Genomic DNA, 18,564 nt, shown 5'->3' on the forward strand with positions numbered 1-18,564 from the left:
ATCTGTCTGTTGAACCGAGTAGTCTTCTTCGCGGGCAAGCCTCGCTCCTACAAGGATCAGTGGTTTTGGGTGGAGGGCCCGGCGGGCAACGGACGTGCTGGTGCGCTGTTCAGCCAGCCGGCAAGCATGCGGGTCGACAGCGGAATGAAGAAGTAGACCATCAACGGAGTCAGGCACAGAGTGCTGATGAACACGCGAGGCAGCAGGCTCATTTCGCCGAGCAACGGCCCCAATACTAAGTTGAACAGCAAGGAAACCGGAAAGAACGCCAGCCAGATCGCCACGGCCTGTTTCCAGCGGGGTGGACGCTGGCCGGCAGCGCCGAACCAGCCTTCGATCCCGCTGACGCGATGTTCCGTTTTATGCGCAAACAGATCGCTGCCGCGGGCCAGCCATGCGGTACGCGAAGCCGAATGCTCCCAAGCGTGCATGGTTTGCTCGTCGGCAAATCGGAAAATAATCTGGAATTCGTTATCTGCGGGCGGCGGAGCGAGCACACCTGAGCCGAGATAACCGGGAAAGTCGGTGGCCAGTTGTTCGCCTTCGCGCAACCAGACCATCAGGTCCTGATAACGCCCATCGGCGACGCGTCGTGAAACCATCAGCGTGACGGGTGAGGTAGACATTGTGTATCTCCGTATGACAGACGCCTTACTCCGGGTGGGAGTTTCGCCAGGCGCAACGCCGGGGTGATGGGCTGCGCCTTGAGACAAGCAAGGATTATTCCTGATTATGATAAATACACCAGCGGCATTCGTCGTTTATCAATGCCTTGAATAGTCATGGGGCATGAGGAGTAGAATGGGATCCAATTTCGCACATGGATGTCGACCGCCTCATGCCTTTCCTGACTGAAAGTGCCCCTGCCTCACGGACGGATCCTTCCATTGCGCAAGAAGATCTGTTCCCTATCCGTGAGGTTGCCCGCCTGACGGGTATCAACCCCGTCACGTTGCGGGCGTGGGAGCGGCGGTATGGCCTGATCCAGCCCACACGCACCGAAAGCGGGCATCGGCTGTACTCGATGGCCGATATCGAAAAGGTTCGCAGCATTCTCGGCTGGATCGACCGCGGCGTCGCAGTCAGCAAGGTCGGCAAGATACTGGCCAAGACCGAACCCCTCAAAGCACTGGCAAAGATTATTCCCGACGAACTCGTTCAGGTCGACTACGCCCAGTGGCAGCAGCAGGTTCAGATGGCGGTGACGGCGTTTGACGAGGTGCAACTGGAGCAAGTCTATGGACAGATTTTTTCCAGTTACCCCCTGACCGCGGTGTTCCAGGACATCCTGTTGCCAATCTGGAAGCTGATGCTGCAGCGCCATGAGGCGTTCGGTCAGACCAGCGAATGGCTATTTCTGGATGGTTTTCTGCGTTCTCGCGTACTGCAACGCATGCTGCTGGTGCGCGTCATGCAACCACGACGCGTGATTGTCTGCGCCTTGGCCGATCAGGCTCATGAGCTGGAAGTGCTGGTCACGGCGCTGTACCTGAGCAGTGTCGATTCGGCGATTCAGTTGCTGGCTATCGGTCAGCCATTCGATGAGCTGACCCTGGTTTGCGAGCGGATCAAGCCCACGGCGCTGGTGCTGGTGTCCAATCACGCGCCAGCCGTTGAGTTGCCTCGACGTTTGAATCGCCTGGCCCTGAGCCTGGATTGTCAGTTGTTGCTGGCCGGTGATGCGTCGGACCTGGCACAGGACAGCCTGGCCGGAACGTCGATCGGGTGCCTGGGAAATGAGGGAATGGTGATGCGTCAGCGCCTGAAACAGTTCCTGGCAGGAAACCTGGATACCTGAATTCAGTTGTGCAGTGCGGGATGTGTCAGACGATGCTGCTGAAGGATGTACTGGCGCAGACGCTCGGTCTCGTCCTTGTCGGTCTGGCTCAATTCGTAGGCGTAGAAACCTTGTTCGGTTTCACGCTCAAAAGTGCCGCGCAGCGCAATCCGCTCATAGCCTGACGGACTGAACCACAACGCGAAATGCTTGGGCGGTTTGGTCTTGTTGCGGACTTCCAGCAAAACCCCTTTGAACGATATTTCGTGCACCCACATCGTGCCGGGTTGACCTTTGGCATTTTCCAGCGCCACCGGCTCTTCAACTGTCAGGCGCCATGGCCGTACCATCGGCCCGTCTTCATAAATACTCGGCACGCCCAGGCGCAAATGCAGCGCATGAAATTCGTCTTCCACCAGGTGCAGCGGAAAGGTCATTTGCTGGTTTTCGAAGTTGGCCTGAATGGTCACTTGCTCATGTGCCGCCAGGCGTGTGAGCAGATCACGGATTTGCGATCCACCATTGACGAGCAGACTCGACGTCGCATCCCGCACATTGAGTTGCGGGTTGTGTTGCATGGTCTGGATAAAATCCAGTTCATCCTGTGTCAGGAGTGCGTCGCGTTGCATGGCTAACTCGAAAGAAAAAGTTACAAAGTCATCGGTGATTGTAGTTAATGACAATTAATTCGCTGTTTTGTTTTGGCCGTTCGTCGTTTTCAACGCATCAAGCTCGGCTTGCATCTCAGCCAACTGCGCTTCCAGTTGCGCAACGCGCTGCAGTGCCTTGACTTGAACCGTTACGTCTTTCTGTACGCCAACAAAATAAGTCTGTCCGTCAGCCGGATTTTTCACTGTAGAAAGGGACAGCTCATTCCAGAACGGCGTGCCGTCCTTGCGGTAATTTCTCAGGATTTCCCGGCAGGAGCCGCCACTGCTCAACGACTCGCGAATCGCTTTGAGGGCCTTTTCTTGATCCCGGTCACCGGACTGCAGGAAACGGCAATCCTGGTAGAGGATTTCTTCGCTGGTGTAACCCGTCAGACGCTCGAACGCCGGATTCACGTAAATCAGGATGTTGTCCTGCTCGCCTTCCTTTTCGGCAATCACGATGCCGTCGTTGGAAGCGTTTATCACCATTTGCAACAGTTGAGCGTTGATCATCGGAGAATCCTTTCCGAGTGGGTTGAGGGCAGCATTCTAAAAGATCAAATAAGGCTGTGCTGTTAATATCTCAGTCATTTTTCTCAGCTTCAGGATCAGTTTGATGAAAGTCGCCATCATTTCCGGCTCGGTGTACGGCACGGCTGAAGAAGTTGCCCGCCACGCCGCGAAGATTTTAAACACCGCAGGTTTCGAAACCTGGCACAACCCGCGCGCAACACTTGTCGATATCCAGGCATTCGGCCCGGAAGCGTTGCTGGCGGTGACTTCAACCACCGGCATGGGTGAGTTGCCGGATAACCTGCAAACGTTGTATTCGACGATTCGCGATCTGTTGCCCGCCGCCTGGCGTGGTTTGCCGGGTGCCGTAATCGGCCTCGGAGATGCCAGTTACGGCGATACGTTCTGCGGTGGCGGTGAGCAGATGCGTGAATTGTTCGGCGAGCTGGGCCTGCGCGAAGTGCTGCCGATGCTGCGCCTGGACGCCAGCGAAAGCGTGACCCCGGAAACCGACGCCGAACCTTGGCTGGCGGAGTTGATTACCGCGCTGCGGGGTTGACCGGCCGCTCGCGCAGCAGTGCGAGCCAGGCTTGCGCAGCCTTCGACAAGTACGCGCCCTGACGCCAGATAAAGGCGATGTCCCAGCGCAAGTAGCTCGGGGCATTCAAGGTCAGGCGCACCACCCCTGGCCGCACCAATCCGCGCGCCACCACGCTGGGCAACAGCACCACGCCCTGGCCGGCGGCCACCAGTGCCGCGAGAAAATCCGCCTGGCCACTGCGCCCACCTTCCTTGGGCGAAAATCCCAGCTGATGGCAGGCTTGCAGCAAACGGTCATTGAGCACGAAGCTGCGCTGATACAGCAGAAACGGCGTATCGGCCAATTCTTCCAATCCAATCACCGTCTTGGTCGCCAGCGGATGATCGGCCGGCAGCAGCGCATCCAGCGGCTCATCGCAGAATGGTTGGAAGGCGAACTGCGGATCCTTCGGCAACAGACTGCCACCCAGTTCGAGCTCACCGCTCAATACCGACTGCTCGATGTTCAGGCTACCGCCCTCAAGTAGTTGAATACTGATATTCGGGTAACGCCGCCGGTACTCGGCAAACAGCCCGGCGAACAGCGCATCACTGCCCAACAGTGGCAGGCCCAGGCGCAATTCCCCACGAGCCAGTTGGCTCAAATCGTCCAGCTCGCTGAGCAATTCGTTGCGCAGCCGCAGCATGCCTTCGGCCCGTTGCAGCACCACGCTGCCGGCGGCAGTCAGGCGAAGTTGCGAACCCAGGCGTTCGAGCAGCGGTGTGCCCAGGCTCTGTTCCAGTTGGGCGACTTGCTTGCTGACCGCCGATTGGCTGATGTGCAGGGTCTTGGCGGCTTGGGTGAAACCCCCTTGGTGCATCACTTCGACGAAGCTGCGTAGCTGCTTGAATTCCATGCGTCTGATTCCAGATTGGAATAGCGTCGAGTCTAACAATTCGTTTCGGGGATGGCAGCCCGCTCCGTAAAATGAGCATCTGTGAGGACCGAAATCATGAATGCATCATCCTTCAAACGCCTGGCTCGATTAACCGCGGAACTGGCCGTGCTGCTCGGCATCTACCTGCTCGGCTGTGAAATCGCCGTATGGTTTGCCTGGCCGATCCCGGGTGGTGTGGTCGGTATGGCGTTGCTGCTGCTGGCTTTCGCCGTTGGCTGGATCAAACCGGCGGCGTTGCAAATGGGCGCAGGTCTATTGATGGCCGAGATGTTGCTGTTTTTTATTCCGGCGCTGATGAGCCTGCTCGATTACGGCCGCTTGATGCGCGACGACGGCTGGCGGATTCTGCTGGTGATCGGCGTCAGTACGCTGATGGTGATGCTGGTGACCGCGTTTACCGTGGAATGGATGGTGCGGTTGAGGAGGTCCCATGAAGCTTGAGCTGATGCCGATGTTCTGGCTGGTCTTCACGCTGTCGGCCTATTTATTCAGTCGATGGACCTACCGGCGAACGGGGCGTTATCTGCTGTCGCCGCTGATTCTGGTTCCGGCCTTGCTGCTGGCCCTCGCTGTTCCGCTGCACACCGCGTATTCGGAGTATTCGAGCAACACCCATTGGCTGATGTGGGTGTTGGGGCCGGTGACCGTCGCCTTCGCGGTGCCGATCTGGCAACAGCGGCAGATGTTGATGCGGCATTGGTCGGCATTGCTGCTCGGAATGCTGGCGGGCAGTGCGGCGTCCATCGGCACCTCGTTCGGTTTGGCCAAGGCGCTGGCGCTGGACAGTTCGGTGACGATGTCGCTGGTGCCACGTTCCATCACCACGCCCTTTGCCATGCCACTGGCTCACGACCTCGGCGGTGTTCCGGAACTGACGGCGGTGTTCGTGATGTTTACCGGGGTGTTCGGGGCGATGCTCGGCGGCATTCTGCTGAAGTGGCTGCCGTTGCGCAGCGCCCTTGCGCGCGGCGCGTTATTTGGCGTTGGCGCGCACGGTGCCGGCGTCAGTCGGGCCCATGAAGTGGGCGGTGAAGAGGGCTCGGTCGCGGGGCTTGTCATGGTTCTGACGGGGCTTTTGAATCTGTTTGCCGCCCCCTTATTGGCGGCGGTCCTTTGACATGGATCCAGGCTCTCTTTTGAACTGACTCGTTAGGCCATCAAGCTGGCTGCGAATGCAACTACACGAAATCCGAGGGCTGACTAGACTGCTTTAACGACAGTAAAACAATAAGAACAGGAGGTCCTTGCCGTGAACGTTGCTCCCGTCCAATCCCCCCACAGTGTCAGAGACCAAGTCAGTGCTGCCGAGTGGCAGACCCGCGTCGACCTGGCAGCCTGTTATCGTCTGGTCGCCTCGCATGGCTGGGACGATCTGATCTTTACGCACATCTCGGCTAAGGTGCCGGGCACTGAAGATTTCCTGATCAACCCGTTCGGGCTGATGTTTCACGAGATCACCGCGTCGAGCCTGGTCAAGGTCGATCAGACCGGCAAAAAGCTGATGGACAGCCCTTACGAGATCAACCCGGCGGGTTACACCATTCACAGCGCTGTGCATGAAGTGCGTCACGATGTGGTCTGCGTGCTGCACACCCACACCGCTGCGGGTGTGGCGGTGTCGGCGCAAAAACAGGGCATTCTGCCGATCAGTCAGCAGTCATTGTTTGTGCTGTCCAGCCTGGCTTACCACGCTTACGAAGGCGTTGCCCTGAACCATGAAGAGAAGGCTCGCCTGCAAGCCGACCTGGGTGAAAACAATTTCCTGATGCTGCACAACCACGGCTTGCTGACCTGTGGCAGCACCATCGCCGACACGTTCCTGATGATGTTTACCTTCCAGCGTGCCTGCGATATCCAGGTGCTGGCGCAGAACGGTGGTGCCGAGCTGATTGCCATCGAGCCGCAGATACTGGCGGGTGCCAAGGCAATGATCGCCGGCGTGACCAAAAGTGCTCAAGGGATGGGCGGCGCGTTGGCCTGGCCGGCGTTACTGCGCAAACTCGATCAACAAGACCCGGGTTATAAACTCTAATGGCACTCGCCGAGATCCCCCTGTGTGTCTGGCGCAAACGCGGCCAGACGTTCGTATTCCGAGGCCAGACCATCCGTTACTGGACGGCGGGGCAGGGTGAGCCGCTGCTGCTCATCCATGGCTTCCCGACCGCCAGTTGGGACTGGCATTACCTGTGGCAACCGCTGGCGCAGCGCTATCGGGTGATTGCGTGCGACATGCTCGGTTTCGGCGACTCAGCCAAACCGGTCAACCATGAATACAGCCTGTTGGAGCAGGCCGATCTGCAACAGGCCTTGCTCGCGCACCTCAACGTCGAGCAACCGGTGCATGTGCTGGCCCACGATTATGGCGACAGCGTGGCGCAGGAACTGTTGGCCCGGCATTACGAAACACGTATTGATCTCGCCAGTTGTGTGTTCCTCAACGGCGGCCTGTTTCCTGAAACCCATCGCCCGGTGTTGATGCAAAAACTGCTGCTCAGCCCCTTGGGCTGGATGATTGGTCGAGCCTTTACCCGCGACGGACTGGTGAAAAGTTTCCGGCAGATCTTCGGTCCGCAAACGCGGCCCAGCGAAAGCGAGATGGATGATTTTTGGGGCCTGATCGACAGCAATCATGGGCCGCGGATCATGCACAAACTCATTGCTTATATCCCTGAGCGGCGTGTCCAGCGCGAGCGTTGGGTCAGCGCCATGCAGCGCGGTGAAGTCCCGTTGCGGGTTATCGATGGAGAGGTCGATCCGATTTCCGGCGCTCACATGGTCAAGCGCTATCGGGAGCTGATCCCCGAACCGGACACGGTTTTGCTGCCTGATATTGGCCATTACCCACAGACTGAAGCACCGGCGCAGGTGCTCAAGCATTACCAGGAGTTTCGGGATCGGCTGGTTTCACCGCCACGCAAGGCGGCCTGTTCCTGACTATCCCCCAGCCTTATCGAGCACCATTCAGCTCTACCCGTGTTTATTGTGACCAGCAGCCTGGTGCCTGACACTCGGACTTATTGTCCCTGGTCTGCTGGAGTTCCCCATGAATGAGTCTGTGCGCTTCGAAGATAAAGTAGTGATCGTCACGGGTGCAGGCGGCGGCCTGGGCCGGGCGCACGCGCTGCTGTTCGCAAAGCAGGGTGCCAAAGTGCTGGTCAATGATCTCGGCGGCTCGGCTCAAGGGGAAGGCGCCAACGCGTCGGCAGCAGACCGCGTAGTGGCGGAAATTCGCGAGGCGGGTGGCATCGCCGAAGCCAACCACGACTCCGTCACCGACGGCGACAAAATCGTCCAGCACGCCCTCGACGCGTTCGGTCGCATCGACGTCGTGGTCAACAACGCCGGGATCCTGCGCGACAAGACCTTCCACAAAATGGACGACGCCGATTGGGACCTGGTTTACCGCGTCCACGTCGAAGGCGCCTACAAAGTCACCCGCGCCGCCTGGCCGCACATGCGCGAGCAAAACTATGGCCGCGTGATCTTCACCGCCTCGACCTCGGGCATCTACGGCAACTTCGGCCAGTCCAACTACGGCATGGCCAAACTCGGCCTCTACGGCCTGACCCGCACACTCGCCATCGAAGGCCGCAAGAACAACATCCTGGTCAACGCCATCGCGCCCACCGGCGGCACTCGCATGACCGAAGGCCTGATCCCGCCGCAAGTGTTCGAGCAACTCAAGCCGGAACTGGTGAGCCCGTTGGTGGTGTATTTGGCGAGTGAGAATTGCCAGGAGACTTCCGGGTTGTTTGAAGTCGGCGGCGGCTGGATGGGCAAAGTGCGTTGGGAACGCAGCCTGGGCGCCGGGTTTGATCCGCGGGTGGGTTTCTCGCCGGAAGATGTGGCGGCGCAGTGGGAGCGGATTTGTGATTTCGAAGGGGCGGCGCATCCGAAGGACAATATTGAGGCGTTGAAGGAAATGATGGGGAATTTGCAGAAGTATTCGTTGTGACCCTGATGCCTTCCGCAGGGCTTATCTGAGCCCTGCCATTCCCCCGATTGTTCCCCCGCCACAAAACCATCGCCCATAAAAAAGGCCGCTGCAAACGCAGCGGCCAAAGTAAGACGTTGGATCAAGGAGCTACAAATCAACGTCAGTGAACTCGGGGCGATCAATCGAAAAGCATCGATTCATCTGGATTCTGTCGCCAATGGCGCGGGCTCATCACCACCATCGCTTCGCGCTTCCAGGCTGTTCACCGTGAAAGCCCGGCAAGAATAAGGCGTTGAGCCCAAAGGAAAAACAGCGATTCGCGACATGCTCTGTTGCAGCATGAGTAACAGTGCGCGGCGCCACGTCCCCTGTAGCAGCTGCCGAGCAGCGCGAGGCTGCGTTCGGCGACGAAGTCGTCGTAAAACCTGCGCCTGCGGTCTCCCTGATGTACCGCATTGCCTGAAATTACGACTAGTTCCTTCGACCGCGGCCTGAACCGAACGCAGCCTCGCGCTGCTCGGCAGCTGCTACGGGGGGACGGTGCCAGCCTCGCGCTGCTCGACAGCTGCTACGGGGGGGCGGTGCCAGCCTCGCGCTGCTCGGCAGCTGCTACAGGGGCGGTGCCAGCCTCCCGCCATGCATCTGACTGATAACCCGCCATCCAGCCCATCCATACCCGGCGCAAACCCCCGCCCCATCAGGCCATTCATCCTTTAGAGGTACACCACGAATACCTCCTTGGTGCGCTTATCGCTCCCAACGTGCGGCAGTAGGGTGGGGCCTTCTGTCACTCACCGGGGAAGACGCATGACAAAAACAACAATGCGCGCCATCTTCACACCGCAAGCGCTGGCCGCTGCGGTTGCCTTGGGCTGCTGTGCCCAGGCGCAAGCGGTTGCATTCAACATCGGCGAAATCGAGGGGACGTTCGACTCCTCGCTGTCCGTCGGCGCGAGTTGGGGCATGCGCGATGCCGATAAGTCTTTGGTGGGCACTGTCAACGGCGGGACCGGTCAGTCTTCGACCGGTGATGACGGCCGGCTGAACTTCAAGAAGGGCGAAACCTTCTCCAAGATCTTCAAAGGGCTGCACGATCTTGAATTGAAATACGGCGACACCGGCGTGTTCGTCCGTGGCAAGTACTGGTACGACTTCGAGCTCAAGGACGAAACTCGCGAGTTCAAGCCGATCAGCGACAGTGGGCGCAAAGAAGGCGCCAAGTCCTCCGGTGCGCAGATTCTCGATGCCTTCGTCTATCACAACTATTCGATCGCCGATTTGCCAGGCTCCGTGCGCGCCGGCAAGCAGGTGGTCAGCTGGGGCGAAAGTACCTTCATCGGCAACTCGATCAACAGCATCAACCCGATCGACGTCTCGGCGTTCCGTCGTCCGGGGGCCGAGATCAAGGAGGGTCTGATTCCGGTAAACATGCTGTTCGCCTCTCAGGGCTTGACCGATCAGCTCTCGGTGGAAGGTTTCTATCAACTGGAGTGGGACCAGACCGTCGTCGACAACTGCGGCACCTTCTTCGGCAACGACGTGGTGGCGGATGGTTGCAACAACAACTACACCGTCGGCAGCCCCGCGATTGCCCCATTGGCGCCATTGGCGGCTGCCTTCGGCCAACCGATCCAGGTAACCCGCGAGGGCGTGGTCGTCCCCCGTGGTGGTGACCGCGATGCGCGGGATTCCGGGCAGTGGGGCACCGCATTGCGCTGGCTCGGTGACGACACCGAGTACGGCCTGTATTTCATGAATTACCACAGCCGCACACCGACTGTCGGCACCACCACCGCCGGTCTGTCGACGCTGGCCAGCCTGCCGGGGATGGTGAGTGTTGCCAACCGTCTGGCACCAGGCAGCGGGGCAGGCCTGGCGCAAAGTGTGATGCTCGGACGCGGTCAGTATTACCTCGAATACCCGGAAGACATTCGTCTCTACGGTGCGAGTTTCTCCACCACCTTGCCGACCGGCACCGCGTGGAGCGGCGAGATCAGTTATCGCCCTAATGCTCCGGTGCAAGTCAGCACCAACGACCTGACCCTGGCAATGGTCAACCCGATTGCCGGCGGCGCCGCATCTCCGATCGCCACCACTCCCGGCGCCGACAACAAAGGCTATCGTCGCAAGGAAATCACGCAGATCCAGAGCACCCTCACGCAGTTCTTCGATCAGGTGTGGGGCGCCCAGCGCTTGACCCTGGTCGGCGAAGCGGCGGTGGTTCACGTCGGAGGTCTGGAGTCGCGCAGCAATCTGCGTTACGGCCGCGACTCGGTCTACGGCCAGTACGGTTTCGGCGGCGATACCGAAGGCTTCGTCACCTCGACCTCCTGGGGCTACCGCGCCCGGGCGATCCTCGATTACGCCAACGTGATCGGCGGGATCAACCTCAAACCCAACCTGTCCTGGTCCCATGATGTCGCCGGCTACGGTCCCAACGGGCTGTTCAACGAAGGCGCCAAGGCCGTCAGCGTCGGCGTCGATGCCGACTACCGCAACACCTATACCGCGAGCCTCAGTTACACCGATTTCTTCGGCGGTGACTACAACACCCTGGAAGACCGCGACTTCCTGGCACTGAGCTTCGGCGTGAACTTCTGATCTGGCTGAGAAGGATGAATTTGATGCGCAAGATGATTCTGCAATGCGGCGCCCTGGCCTTGAGCCTGCTGGCTGCCAACGTGATGGCGGCGGTGTCTCCGGACGAAGCCAACAAACTTGGCACCACCCTCACGCCGCTCGGCGCCGAGAAGGCCGGTAACGCTGATGGCTCGATCCCGGCGTGGACCGGTGGCATCCCGAAAAACGCTGGAGCGGTGGACAGCAAGGGCTTCCTGGCAGACCCGTTCGCCAGCGAAAAACCACTGTTCGTCATTACCCCGGCCAACGTCGACAAGTACAAGGACAAACTTTCGGAAGGCCAGGTGGCGATGTTCAAGCGCTACCCGGAAACCTACAAGATCCCGGTCTACCCGACTCACCGCACCGTGGCCGTGCCACCGGAAATCTACGAGTCGGCCAAGCGCAGCGCGCTGAACGTGAACAGCATCAACGAGGGTAACGGCCTGGCCAACTTCACCGGCAACCGCTACTACGCGTTCCCGATTCCGAAAACCGGCGTGGAGGTGTTGTGGAACCACATCACCCGTTATCACGGGGGCAACCTGCGACGCATCATCACTCAGGTGACGCCGCAAACCAACGGCAGCTACACGTCGATCCGCTTCGAGGAAGAGATCGCCGTCCCGCAATTGATGAAGGACCTGGACCCGGAAAAAGCCGCCAACGTGCTGACCTTTTTCAAGCAGTCGGTAACCGCGCCGGCGCGTCTGGCGGGTAACGTGCTGCTGGTGCACGAAACCCTCGACCAAGTGAAAGAGCCGCGCCTGGCGTGGATCTACAACGCCGGCCAACGTCGAGTGCGTCGTGCGCCGCAAGTGGCTTACGACGGGCCGGGCACCGCCGCCGATGGTTTGCGTACTTCCGATAACTTCGACATGTTTTCCGGTGCGCCGGATCGCTACGACTGGAAACTGGTCGGCAAGAAGGAAATGTACATCCCCTACAACAGCTACAAACTCGACTCCCCGAGCCTCAAGTACGACGACATCGTCAAGGCCGGCCACATCAACCAGGACCTGACCCGCTATGAACTGCATCGCGTCTGGGAAGTGATCGGCACGGTCAAGCCAAGTGAGCGGCACATCTACGCCAAACGCCATATGTACATCGACGAAGACAGCTGGCAAGTGGCGCTGGTGGACCACTACGACGGTCGCGGTCAACTGTGGCGAGTGGCCGAGGGTCACGCCCAGTACTACTACGATCACCAGGCCCAGGCGTACACACTGGAAGCGCTCTACGACATCATTGCCGGTCGGTACATTGCGCTGGGGATGAAGAACGAAGAGAAGCACAGCTTTGAATTCGGCTTCGAAGCCAAGGCCGCGGACTACACACCATCGGCGTTGCGCGCGGAGGGCGTTCGGTAAGGGACTAGATACATTCGCAACGCAAAAGGCGACCAGTGGGTCGCCTTTTTTATGGCTGCCAATCAGCGTCCTGAATACTTCTCAACAAGCGGGTTAGAGAGGGCTAGGGTTGCCGGACAATTATAAAAAGGCACGCCGCAATGACCGCCATGACCCCGTGTCTTGACCGTTCTGGATTCCTGCCCCGTCTGTCCTCTCATCACCTGTCGCGTGATCGATTGACCGAGCCCTTGCTGGCTTCCACGTCACGAGTGAAATTACTGTGCGCACCGGCTGGCAGCGGCAAGACCGCGCTGCTCGCCGACTGCCTGTTGCAGGCGCCGTCGCAGTGCCGGGTGTGCTGGTTACCGTTGTCCGGCGTGGTGATGAGTGCGGCGGATTTTCGTCAGCGTGTGGCAGAAGCGCTGGGGCTGGCGTCGTCAGAAGAGTCGGCAATGCTCGGTGCGTTGGCTCGATTGCAGGCGCCGACCTGGCTATTTCTCGATGATTATTGCCGCGTTCCGAACCCGGAACTCGATCACCTGCTCGATCGCATGCTGGCCGTCAGCAGTCCGATGCTGACCTGGTGGCTGGGTGCCCGCCGTCGCCCACAATGCAATTGGCCACGGTTATTGCTCGATGACGAACTGTACGAATGCGAGCGCGCCACGCTGGCCTTCAATCAAACTGAAATCGCCTCGCTATTGCGTCACCTGACACCGGCCGACGCCGGCACTGCCGCCAGCAAAATCATCCAGCGCAGTGGCGGCTGGTGCGCCGGTGTGCGCGTTGCGCTGCTGCAAAAATGCGACTGGTCGCGCAACGACCCGCATCACAGCCGACCGGACACGTTGCTCGATTACCTCGAACACGAACTGTTCACCAGCCTGACCCCGGAGCTGACGGAAGTCTGGCGGGTGCTCGCGCATTTGCCGCGGTTCAATGCACGGCTGTGCGATCACCTGTTTGGCGCGGGGGAGGGCGCGCAATGTCTGAAGACGTTGCAGGACCTGGGGTGCTTTATCGAGCCCTGGCATGACTCGGCCGACTGGCTGCAGATCTTCCCACCACTCACGCAATTGATGCGCGATGAGCAATGGCCGGCCGGACGTTCCTGGCATCGCCGCGCCTGCCAGTGGTTTGCCGCTGAGCTGGACTGGAAAGCCGCGTTCGAACAGGCCTTGCTGGCTGAGGAGTTTGAGGTCGCCGTCAGCCTGTTGCAGCATTTCAGTTTCGAGCATTTGTTCGAGGAGCAGACGGTCGTGCTGTTGTTGCGGTTGTACGAGCAACAAGGCGAAGCGCTGATGTTCGGCTCGCCGCAATTGGTCGGGCTGATCACGGCGGCGTTGTTGTTTGCCGGGCGATTCGAGCAAGCCGGCGATTGCATCGAGCGGTTGTCACGGTTCACCCCTCAGCCGTCGGCGACTCTGCAGCGGCAACTGATTGCACGGTGGCAGGCTCAGCAGGGTTGGCTGCTGCATTTGCAGGGGCGGATGGAGGCGGCGAGTGAGCATTTTCGGCAAGCATTGGCCGAGCTGGGGGCTGACGCCTGGCAGGCACGTTTGTTGTGCCTGTCCGGACAGACCCAGCAGGCCCTGTTGTGCGGTGAGCTGGAATTGGCCCAAGCGATCAATCGTGAGGCCCTGTGTCTGACTCGTGCCCAGGGCGCTTTACTGTTTGAAGGTTTGCTTGAGCTTGATCACGCGCAACTGCTGGAGCAACGCGGATCCCCGGCCCGTGCGCAAAGCCTGTTGGCAAACATGCATGATTTACTTTGCCAGCAGGCGCAGCGGCCGACGCCGTTGCTCGGGCGTATCGCTCTGCGTCGGGGGCGATTGGCATTGAGCATGGGGCAGGAAGAACAGGCCGCCGAGTTTTTTCAACGCGGTCTGGATGACTGTCTGCGCAGTCATGACAAGCGAGTGTTGTATGGGTATCTCGGACAGGCACAGTTGGCGGCCAACCGGGGCGATTACACTCAGGCCTTTATACGATTGCGCGATGCCGAGCGACTGATGCAGCAGCGGCAGATCCCGGACACGGTTTACCGTGGCGTGTTATTACAAGTCAGCAGTCATTTCTGGTTGCAGCAGGGACGCGCCGAACTGGCGTGCGAGGCCTTGAAGCGTGTGCTCAATCACTATCGTGGGCCGCAGGCGCGACAGGCCCCCCCGGCCACTCTTGAGCTGATTCCGCGCATTGAATATTTGTTGATCATCGCCAGGGATCGGTCAGAGCCAGATTCAGTCGACGCTGCACCACAACTTGAGTCATTGATAAAACTGGCGCAGGCGCGTGGAATGTTCGCGCTCGCCACAGAATTACAACTGGCCTTGGCCGAAGTACTGTGGTGTGACGGTCATACCACGAAGGCCATTGATATGTTGCAGGAGGGCCTACGCAACGTTGCGCGGTATCAGACACTCCAAGCGTTAAGCGAGTTGCGCCAGCGTCAGCCGTTACTGTTACAGGGCGAACAAGCTTCTTTACTGTCTTGCCATCAACTTTGCAATCGTGCGGATGCGACAGAAACATTAAGTCAGCGTGAGCTGCAAGTGCTGAAGCTGATTGCGCTCGGTCATTCCAATCAAGAAATTGCCGATTCACTGTATATCTCGTTACATACTGTGAAAACCCACACTCGGCGCATACACGGAAAATTGCAGGTCGAACGCAGGACGCAAGCGGTGGCAAAGGCCAAGCTTTTAGGTTTGTGGGATTGATTATGTAGATAAGGCGGTCATTGGGCTTGATTTAAATGCGTCGGTGTTACATGCGGTTTAAGTTGTAAATAGTTGGTATTGCTTGGCGGCTATGGTGCGTTGTTGTCCTGGGCTAATTTGTGGGGGTGAGTTCTCGCTACGTTATTCCAAATTTCAAAGGGCAACAATATGAATATGATGAACAAGTATCTACCCATTGATATTGGCAGTCGTCCGGAGTGGCTTGAGCGTGCCGGCGTTAACGAACAACTGCACTTTGGCGAATTGGAACAACAGTTGATCGCAAGTCAAACCGATCTGGACATACAACTGGGAAATCACTCCAGCGTGCAGACTTATGCAAAAAGCGTGGCCAGCCAGATGTTGCAGTTGGAATTTGGCAGCACGCTGGATCCCGACAACTTGATGACCACCAGCCGTTACATCTTTGATGTGGCCGGGAGCCGAGTCACACAGGAAGACAAGCGTTCTCTGACGGATTTGCTGCTGTGCGGCCTGCACGAGCATGGTCGTCGGGGATGGATCACGTTTGAAGGTGAAGGCCTTCCTTCCGGACTACACCAGCAATGGTTGGAGGACGCGTTGACCGAGGACGTACGGGCCGCCTACGGCGCCTCATACCGGTCCCTGTTCCAGCGCAGTGAGGTGGTCGCCACCATGGCCCGCATCACCCGGGATCAATTGCTGCTGAGTGCCTTTGGCGCGAAGCTCCAGGGGCATCTCGACGACACCAGTCTCCAACGGGTTCAACGTGCTGTGGACGGGGATGCCAAGCTGATGATCGCGCCATTGCAGCTGCGTGACGACACTCGCCCACTCCTGGAGCTGGTCGCTATTGGTAGCCGCAGCCCGAGCCAGGACGACTGGCTGCTATATGCTCCCGATTCGCCTGGCGGTAAGGACTGGTACCAATTGCCTTCCCTTAGGCAATTGAGCTTGGAAATCGGTGGTTGGACGGCAAACTCAGAGGGAAGCGACTATCTGCTATGGCGCTCCCACGCGCTGGATCGTGAGGTCGTCAGCGGTTATATGAAACAGGTTTTCAAACTGCCTAATGTTTGGCGTGGCGTTTCGCTCGTGCCTACCCCTTACACAGGGAATGAAGTTCTGAATACCGTTGTTTACAACCATCGCGCCTGGCTCGTGGCTCAGGAAGAAGGCCACACTCCCTATGGCTATCGGACCGCTACACAGCAGGAGCGTCAGTACTTCACCCGGATGAATTGTGAACTCCGGGCATTGAAAACCATTGAAGTGCGTGAAGGCGGGTTTATCAGTTATGAACGTTTTTGCCATCAGTTGATAAAACAGCAGATTGAAGAAGTTCTCCTGTCCAGAGGCGAAAAAGTCGATATCAATCCTGACCGGATTTTCGTGGAATACGCACAGGGTCAGCAGGTAACACTGACCCGACTGATTGCTGACGAGGTGCATTTTTACTCTGACAATGCCGTCCGAGACGGTGTCCCGCGTTTCACAGAGGCGACTGACCATCCCCCTATCACCAAACTCTCCATTCACGAAGTTGCCGCTTGGTCGCGAACGCTGCGCCCAGGTGAAAAGTACATCGACATGTTGCGTTCAACGCACATCGACCGATCTAAAGGTTTTTTCAAGCAGCAGCTATACGGCGCGATCATGCAACGCCAGATGCGCGTGGCAATCCTGCAGGCGCTATTCACAGGGCGTTTGGTTCGGGAACACTTCGATGAGTTGATGAAAGTTTTCGCGGCGTTTGACTCTCCACAACCGGACTGGCCCGTGGGCGAATCGCCTGATGATGTGCGACACAGTGCCTTGTTCAAACTCCATCTCAAGGGGCGTCTGATAGTCGGGGCGTTCGTGTTCAGGCTGCACGTTGCGGGTAAGATCGAAGAATATCTGTACACCCCGGATGCACCGGACGGATGCGAGCTGCGGCCTTTCAAAGACTTCGTGAGTGCGGTGAAAACCCGCGGCCTCGGTGATTACTTCTATGATCGGTCATTTGCGAAATACCAGCCGGAGGTCGGTACTTACCTGACAGATCTCGAACAGGTCGCCAACTTTACCAAGGCGCCAACACTGGAGCGTAACAGTCGGGTCACGGATTTGTACGGGGGCTACTACGACGTGGTGACCAAGGTCATCTCTGACGTCGACGAGAAAACGCAAAGCCTTGAAGAGATCATCACCGGCCTGGTGTACAACGCCGTCGTTTCGGCGGTGAGTATTATCGCCATTGTCTATGCCCCCGTCGGTATCGCATTGAGCGTCACCTTGTTTACTCAGAATCTGGTGCAAGGTGTGCATGCTTATACCGAGGGCAATAGGACCAAGGCCCGGCAGCATTACGTCAAGGCGGTGATTGAGTTGGCCTCACTGAGCAAGGCAACTTATGGACTGTCGAAGGTCACCAAATTGCAGAAAGACGTGATCGGTTTGCTTGGGGATGTGTATACCGTGGAAAAACTGTTTGCCTATATATCCGGGCAGCCTCGATTGCATGAGCGGGCGCTGGAAGTCATTCAGGAGGTTCTCGACAACCCAGAGAGCATCACGAGCAAAACCACTATCAGGTAAGGGCAATGGCTAAACGCAGGTATCGCGCCTGGTTCAACGACTGACTTCGGCGGCCTGATACCCCATCCGCCAACTGACGGCCCGCGTCGCAGCCATTAACCGCTGCGCCGCCGGGCCGTTTTCGTCGGCGTGAAACAATGAGGTCGGGCCGACGATGGTCAAGACCGCCGCTACATTCCCCACGGCGTTGAACACCGGTGCCGACAAGGCGTCTACCCCGGGCATCAGCAACCCATGCACATGATGCAGACCGCGTTCGCGGATCTGTTCGCATAAGGCCATATAAGCTTGATCGTTCGCCAGAACGTGGTCGGTAGCGTTTTGCAGCTCCTGATCGCGCAAGTCCACGGTTTCCCGCTTCGGTAGAAATGCGCCAAACACCAGGCCGGTGGACGAGCTAAGCAACGGCAGCACCGAACCCAACTGCGTCACCACCGTCACCGCGCGCACGGCCGGTTCGATATGCACCACGGTCGCGCCCTGATTGCCCCATACCGCCAAAAAGCAGGTTTCGTTCAGTTCATCGCGCAACTCGGCCAAGGGCAGGGCGGCTACTTTCAGCACGTCCATACTGTTGAGTGCGGCAAGGCCGACGCGCAAGGCTTCACGGCCCAGGCCGTAGTGGTTGGTGGCCGTGTTCTGCTCGGCAAAACCACTGGCGATCAGCGCCTGCAAATAACGATGAACCTTGCTCGCCGGCATTTGCACGTGTTCGGCCAGGCGCGACAACGAGGTCGAAGGCGACAACTCGGCCAAGGCCTTGAGGATGTCAGTACCGACCTCGGCCGAGCGGACTTTCTGTTTATCGTTGTTGCGCGGCGTTTCCATGAAGGCGGTCTGATCCCGGGACGAATGGGCGTCTTTATAGCTTGACGGTCAATACCAATCAAATTACGTTATGCGTAATCGAATTACGATAAAAATAACCCCGGCGTGCCGAGACCTCTGCAGCA

The 18,564-nt window shown here is 58.6% G+C and carries 16 protein-coding genes; 11 read left to right on the forward strand and 5 right to left on the reverse strand.

Annotated elements, in window-relative coordinates:
• Positions 1-56 precede the first annotated feature (56 nt).
• A complete protein-coding gene (locus tag ACYZTM_RS20255; RefSeq protein WP_461984302.1) occupies positions 57-626 on the reverse strand; it encodes an antibiotic biosynthesis monooxygenase in 570 nt (189 codons plus the stop codon).
• A 212-nt stretch (positions 627-838) separates the two neighbouring features.
• Between ACYZTM_RS20255 and ACYZTM_RS20260 the strand changes: the two genes are divergently transcribed.
• Complete coding sequence (locus ACYZTM_RS20260; RefSeq protein WP_461984305.1) at positions 839-1,798, forward strand: MerR family transcriptional regulator; 960 nt, start codon at positions 839-841, stop codon at positions 1,796-1,798.
• Between the two features lie 2 nt (positions 1,799-1,800).
• Here ACYZTM_RS20260 and ACYZTM_RS20265 read toward each other — a convergent pair whose 3' ends face one another.
• Positions 1,801-2,406, reverse strand: a complete 606-nt coding sequence (locus ACYZTM_RS20265) for a hypothetical protein (RefSeq protein ID WP_131061170.1) — start codon at positions 2,404-2,406, stop codon at positions 1,801-1,803.
• Positions 2,407-2,460: 54 nt separating this feature from the next.
• Positions 2,461-2,940, reverse strand: coding sequence for a PAS domain-containing protein (locus tag ACYZTM_RS20270; protein WP_131061169.1), 480 nt, complete (start codon positions 2,938-2,940; stop codon positions 2,461-2,463).
• A 103-nt stretch (positions 2,941-3,043) separates the two neighbouring features.
• Here ACYZTM_RS20270 and ACYZTM_RS20275 point away from each other — a divergent pair, with 103 nt between their 5' ends.
• The gene (locus tag ACYZTM_RS20275; RefSeq protein WP_131061168.1) at positions 3,044-3,499 is read left to right on the forward strand and encodes a flavodoxin; all 456 of its coding nucleotides are present in this window, start codon (positions 3,044-3,046) and stop codon (positions 3,497-3,499) included.
• Here the strand turns inward: ACYZTM_RS20275 and ACYZTM_RS20280 are convergent.
• Positions 3,480-4,376, reverse strand: coding sequence for a LysR family transcriptional regulator (locus ACYZTM_RS20280; RefSeq protein ID WP_131061167.1), 897 nt, complete (start codon positions 4,374-4,376; stop codon positions 3,480-3,482). The two genes, ACYZTM_RS20275 and ACYZTM_RS20280, sit on opposite strands and share 20 nt — an antisense overlap.
• Positions 4,377-4,472: 96 nt before the next feature.
• Here ACYZTM_RS20280 and ACYZTM_RS20285 point away from each other — a divergent pair, with 96 nt between their 5' ends.
• The 9 genes from ACYZTM_RS20285 (at position 4,473) to ACYZTM_RS20325 (ending at position 17,611) form a co-directional block, all read left to right on the forward strand.
• Positions 4,473-4,859, forward strand: a complete 387-nt coding sequence (locus ACYZTM_RS20285) for a CidA/LrgA family protein (protein ID WP_131061166.1) — start codon at positions 4,473-4,475, stop codon at positions 4,857-4,859.
• A complete protein-coding gene (locus ACYZTM_RS20290) occupies positions 4,849-5,535 on the forward strand; it encodes an LrgB family protein (protein WP_131061165.1) in 687 nt (228 codons plus the stop codon). The genes ACYZTM_RS20285 and ACYZTM_RS20290 overlap by 11 nt, the downstream gene beginning before the upstream one ends.
• A 132-nt stretch (positions 5,536-5,667) precedes the next feature.
• On the forward strand, positions 5,668-6,450 hold the full coding sequence (locus ACYZTM_RS20295) for a class II aldolase/adducin family protein (protein WP_461984308.1): 783 nt from the start codon (positions 5,668-5,670) through the stop codon (positions 6,448-6,450).
• Positions 6,450-7,352: an alpha/beta fold hydrolase gene (locus ACYZTM_RS20300; RefSeq protein ID WP_131061163.1), complete on the forward strand. Its 903-nt coding sequence runs from the start codon at positions 6,450-6,452 to the stop codon at positions 7,350-7,352. Before ACYZTM_RS20295 ends, ACYZTM_RS20300 begins: the two co-directional genes overlap by 1 nt.
• A gap of 109 nt (positions 7,353-7,461) precedes the next feature.
• The gene (locus ACYZTM_RS20305) at positions 7,462-8,373 is read left to right on the forward strand and encodes an SDR family oxidoreductase (protein ID WP_131061162.1); all 912 of its coding nucleotides are present in this window, start codon (positions 7,462-7,464) and stop codon (positions 8,371-8,373) included.
• A 789-nt stretch (positions 8,374-9,162) separates the two neighbouring features.
• Positions 9,163-10,956, forward strand: coding sequence for a DUF1302 domain-containing protein (locus ACYZTM_RS20310; RefSeq protein ID WP_131061161.1), 1,794 nt, complete (start codon positions 9,163-9,165; stop codon positions 10,954-10,956).
• Between the two features lie 23 nt (positions 10,957-10,979).
• Positions 10,980-12,347: a DUF1329 domain-containing protein gene (locus tag ACYZTM_RS20315; protein WP_461984311.1), complete on the forward strand. Its 1,368-nt coding sequence runs from the start codon at positions 10,980-10,982 to the stop codon at positions 12,345-12,347.
• A gap of 140 nt (positions 12,348-12,487) precedes the next feature.
• Entirely contained in the window at positions 12,488-15,049 is a 2,562-nt protein-coding gene (locus ACYZTM_RS20320; RefSeq protein ID WP_461984313.1) for a LuxR C-terminal-related transcriptional regulator, read from the forward strand.
• A 168-nt stretch (positions 15,050-15,217) separates the two neighbouring features.
• Positions 15,218-17,611, forward strand: coding sequence for a dermonecrotic toxin domain-containing protein (locus ACYZTM_RS20325; protein WP_461984315.1), 2,394 nt, complete (start codon positions 15,218-15,220; stop codon positions 17,609-17,611).
• Positions 17,612-17,644: 33 nt separating this feature from the next.
• On the opposite strand, the gene ACYZTM_RS20330 is transcribed toward ACYZTM_RS20325, so the two are convergent.
• Positions 17,645-18,439 carry an IclR family transcriptional regulator gene (locus tag ACYZTM_RS20330; RefSeq protein ID WP_461984317.1) on the reverse strand — a complete coding sequence of 265 codons (795 nt, stop codon included), beginning with the start codon at positions 18,437-18,439 and terminating at the stop codon, positions 17,645-17,647.
• Between the last annotated feature and the right edge of the window lie 125 nt (positions 18,440-18,564).

The sequence above is a fragment of the Pseudomonas sp. MDT2-39-1 genome (genome assembly GCF_054898085.1).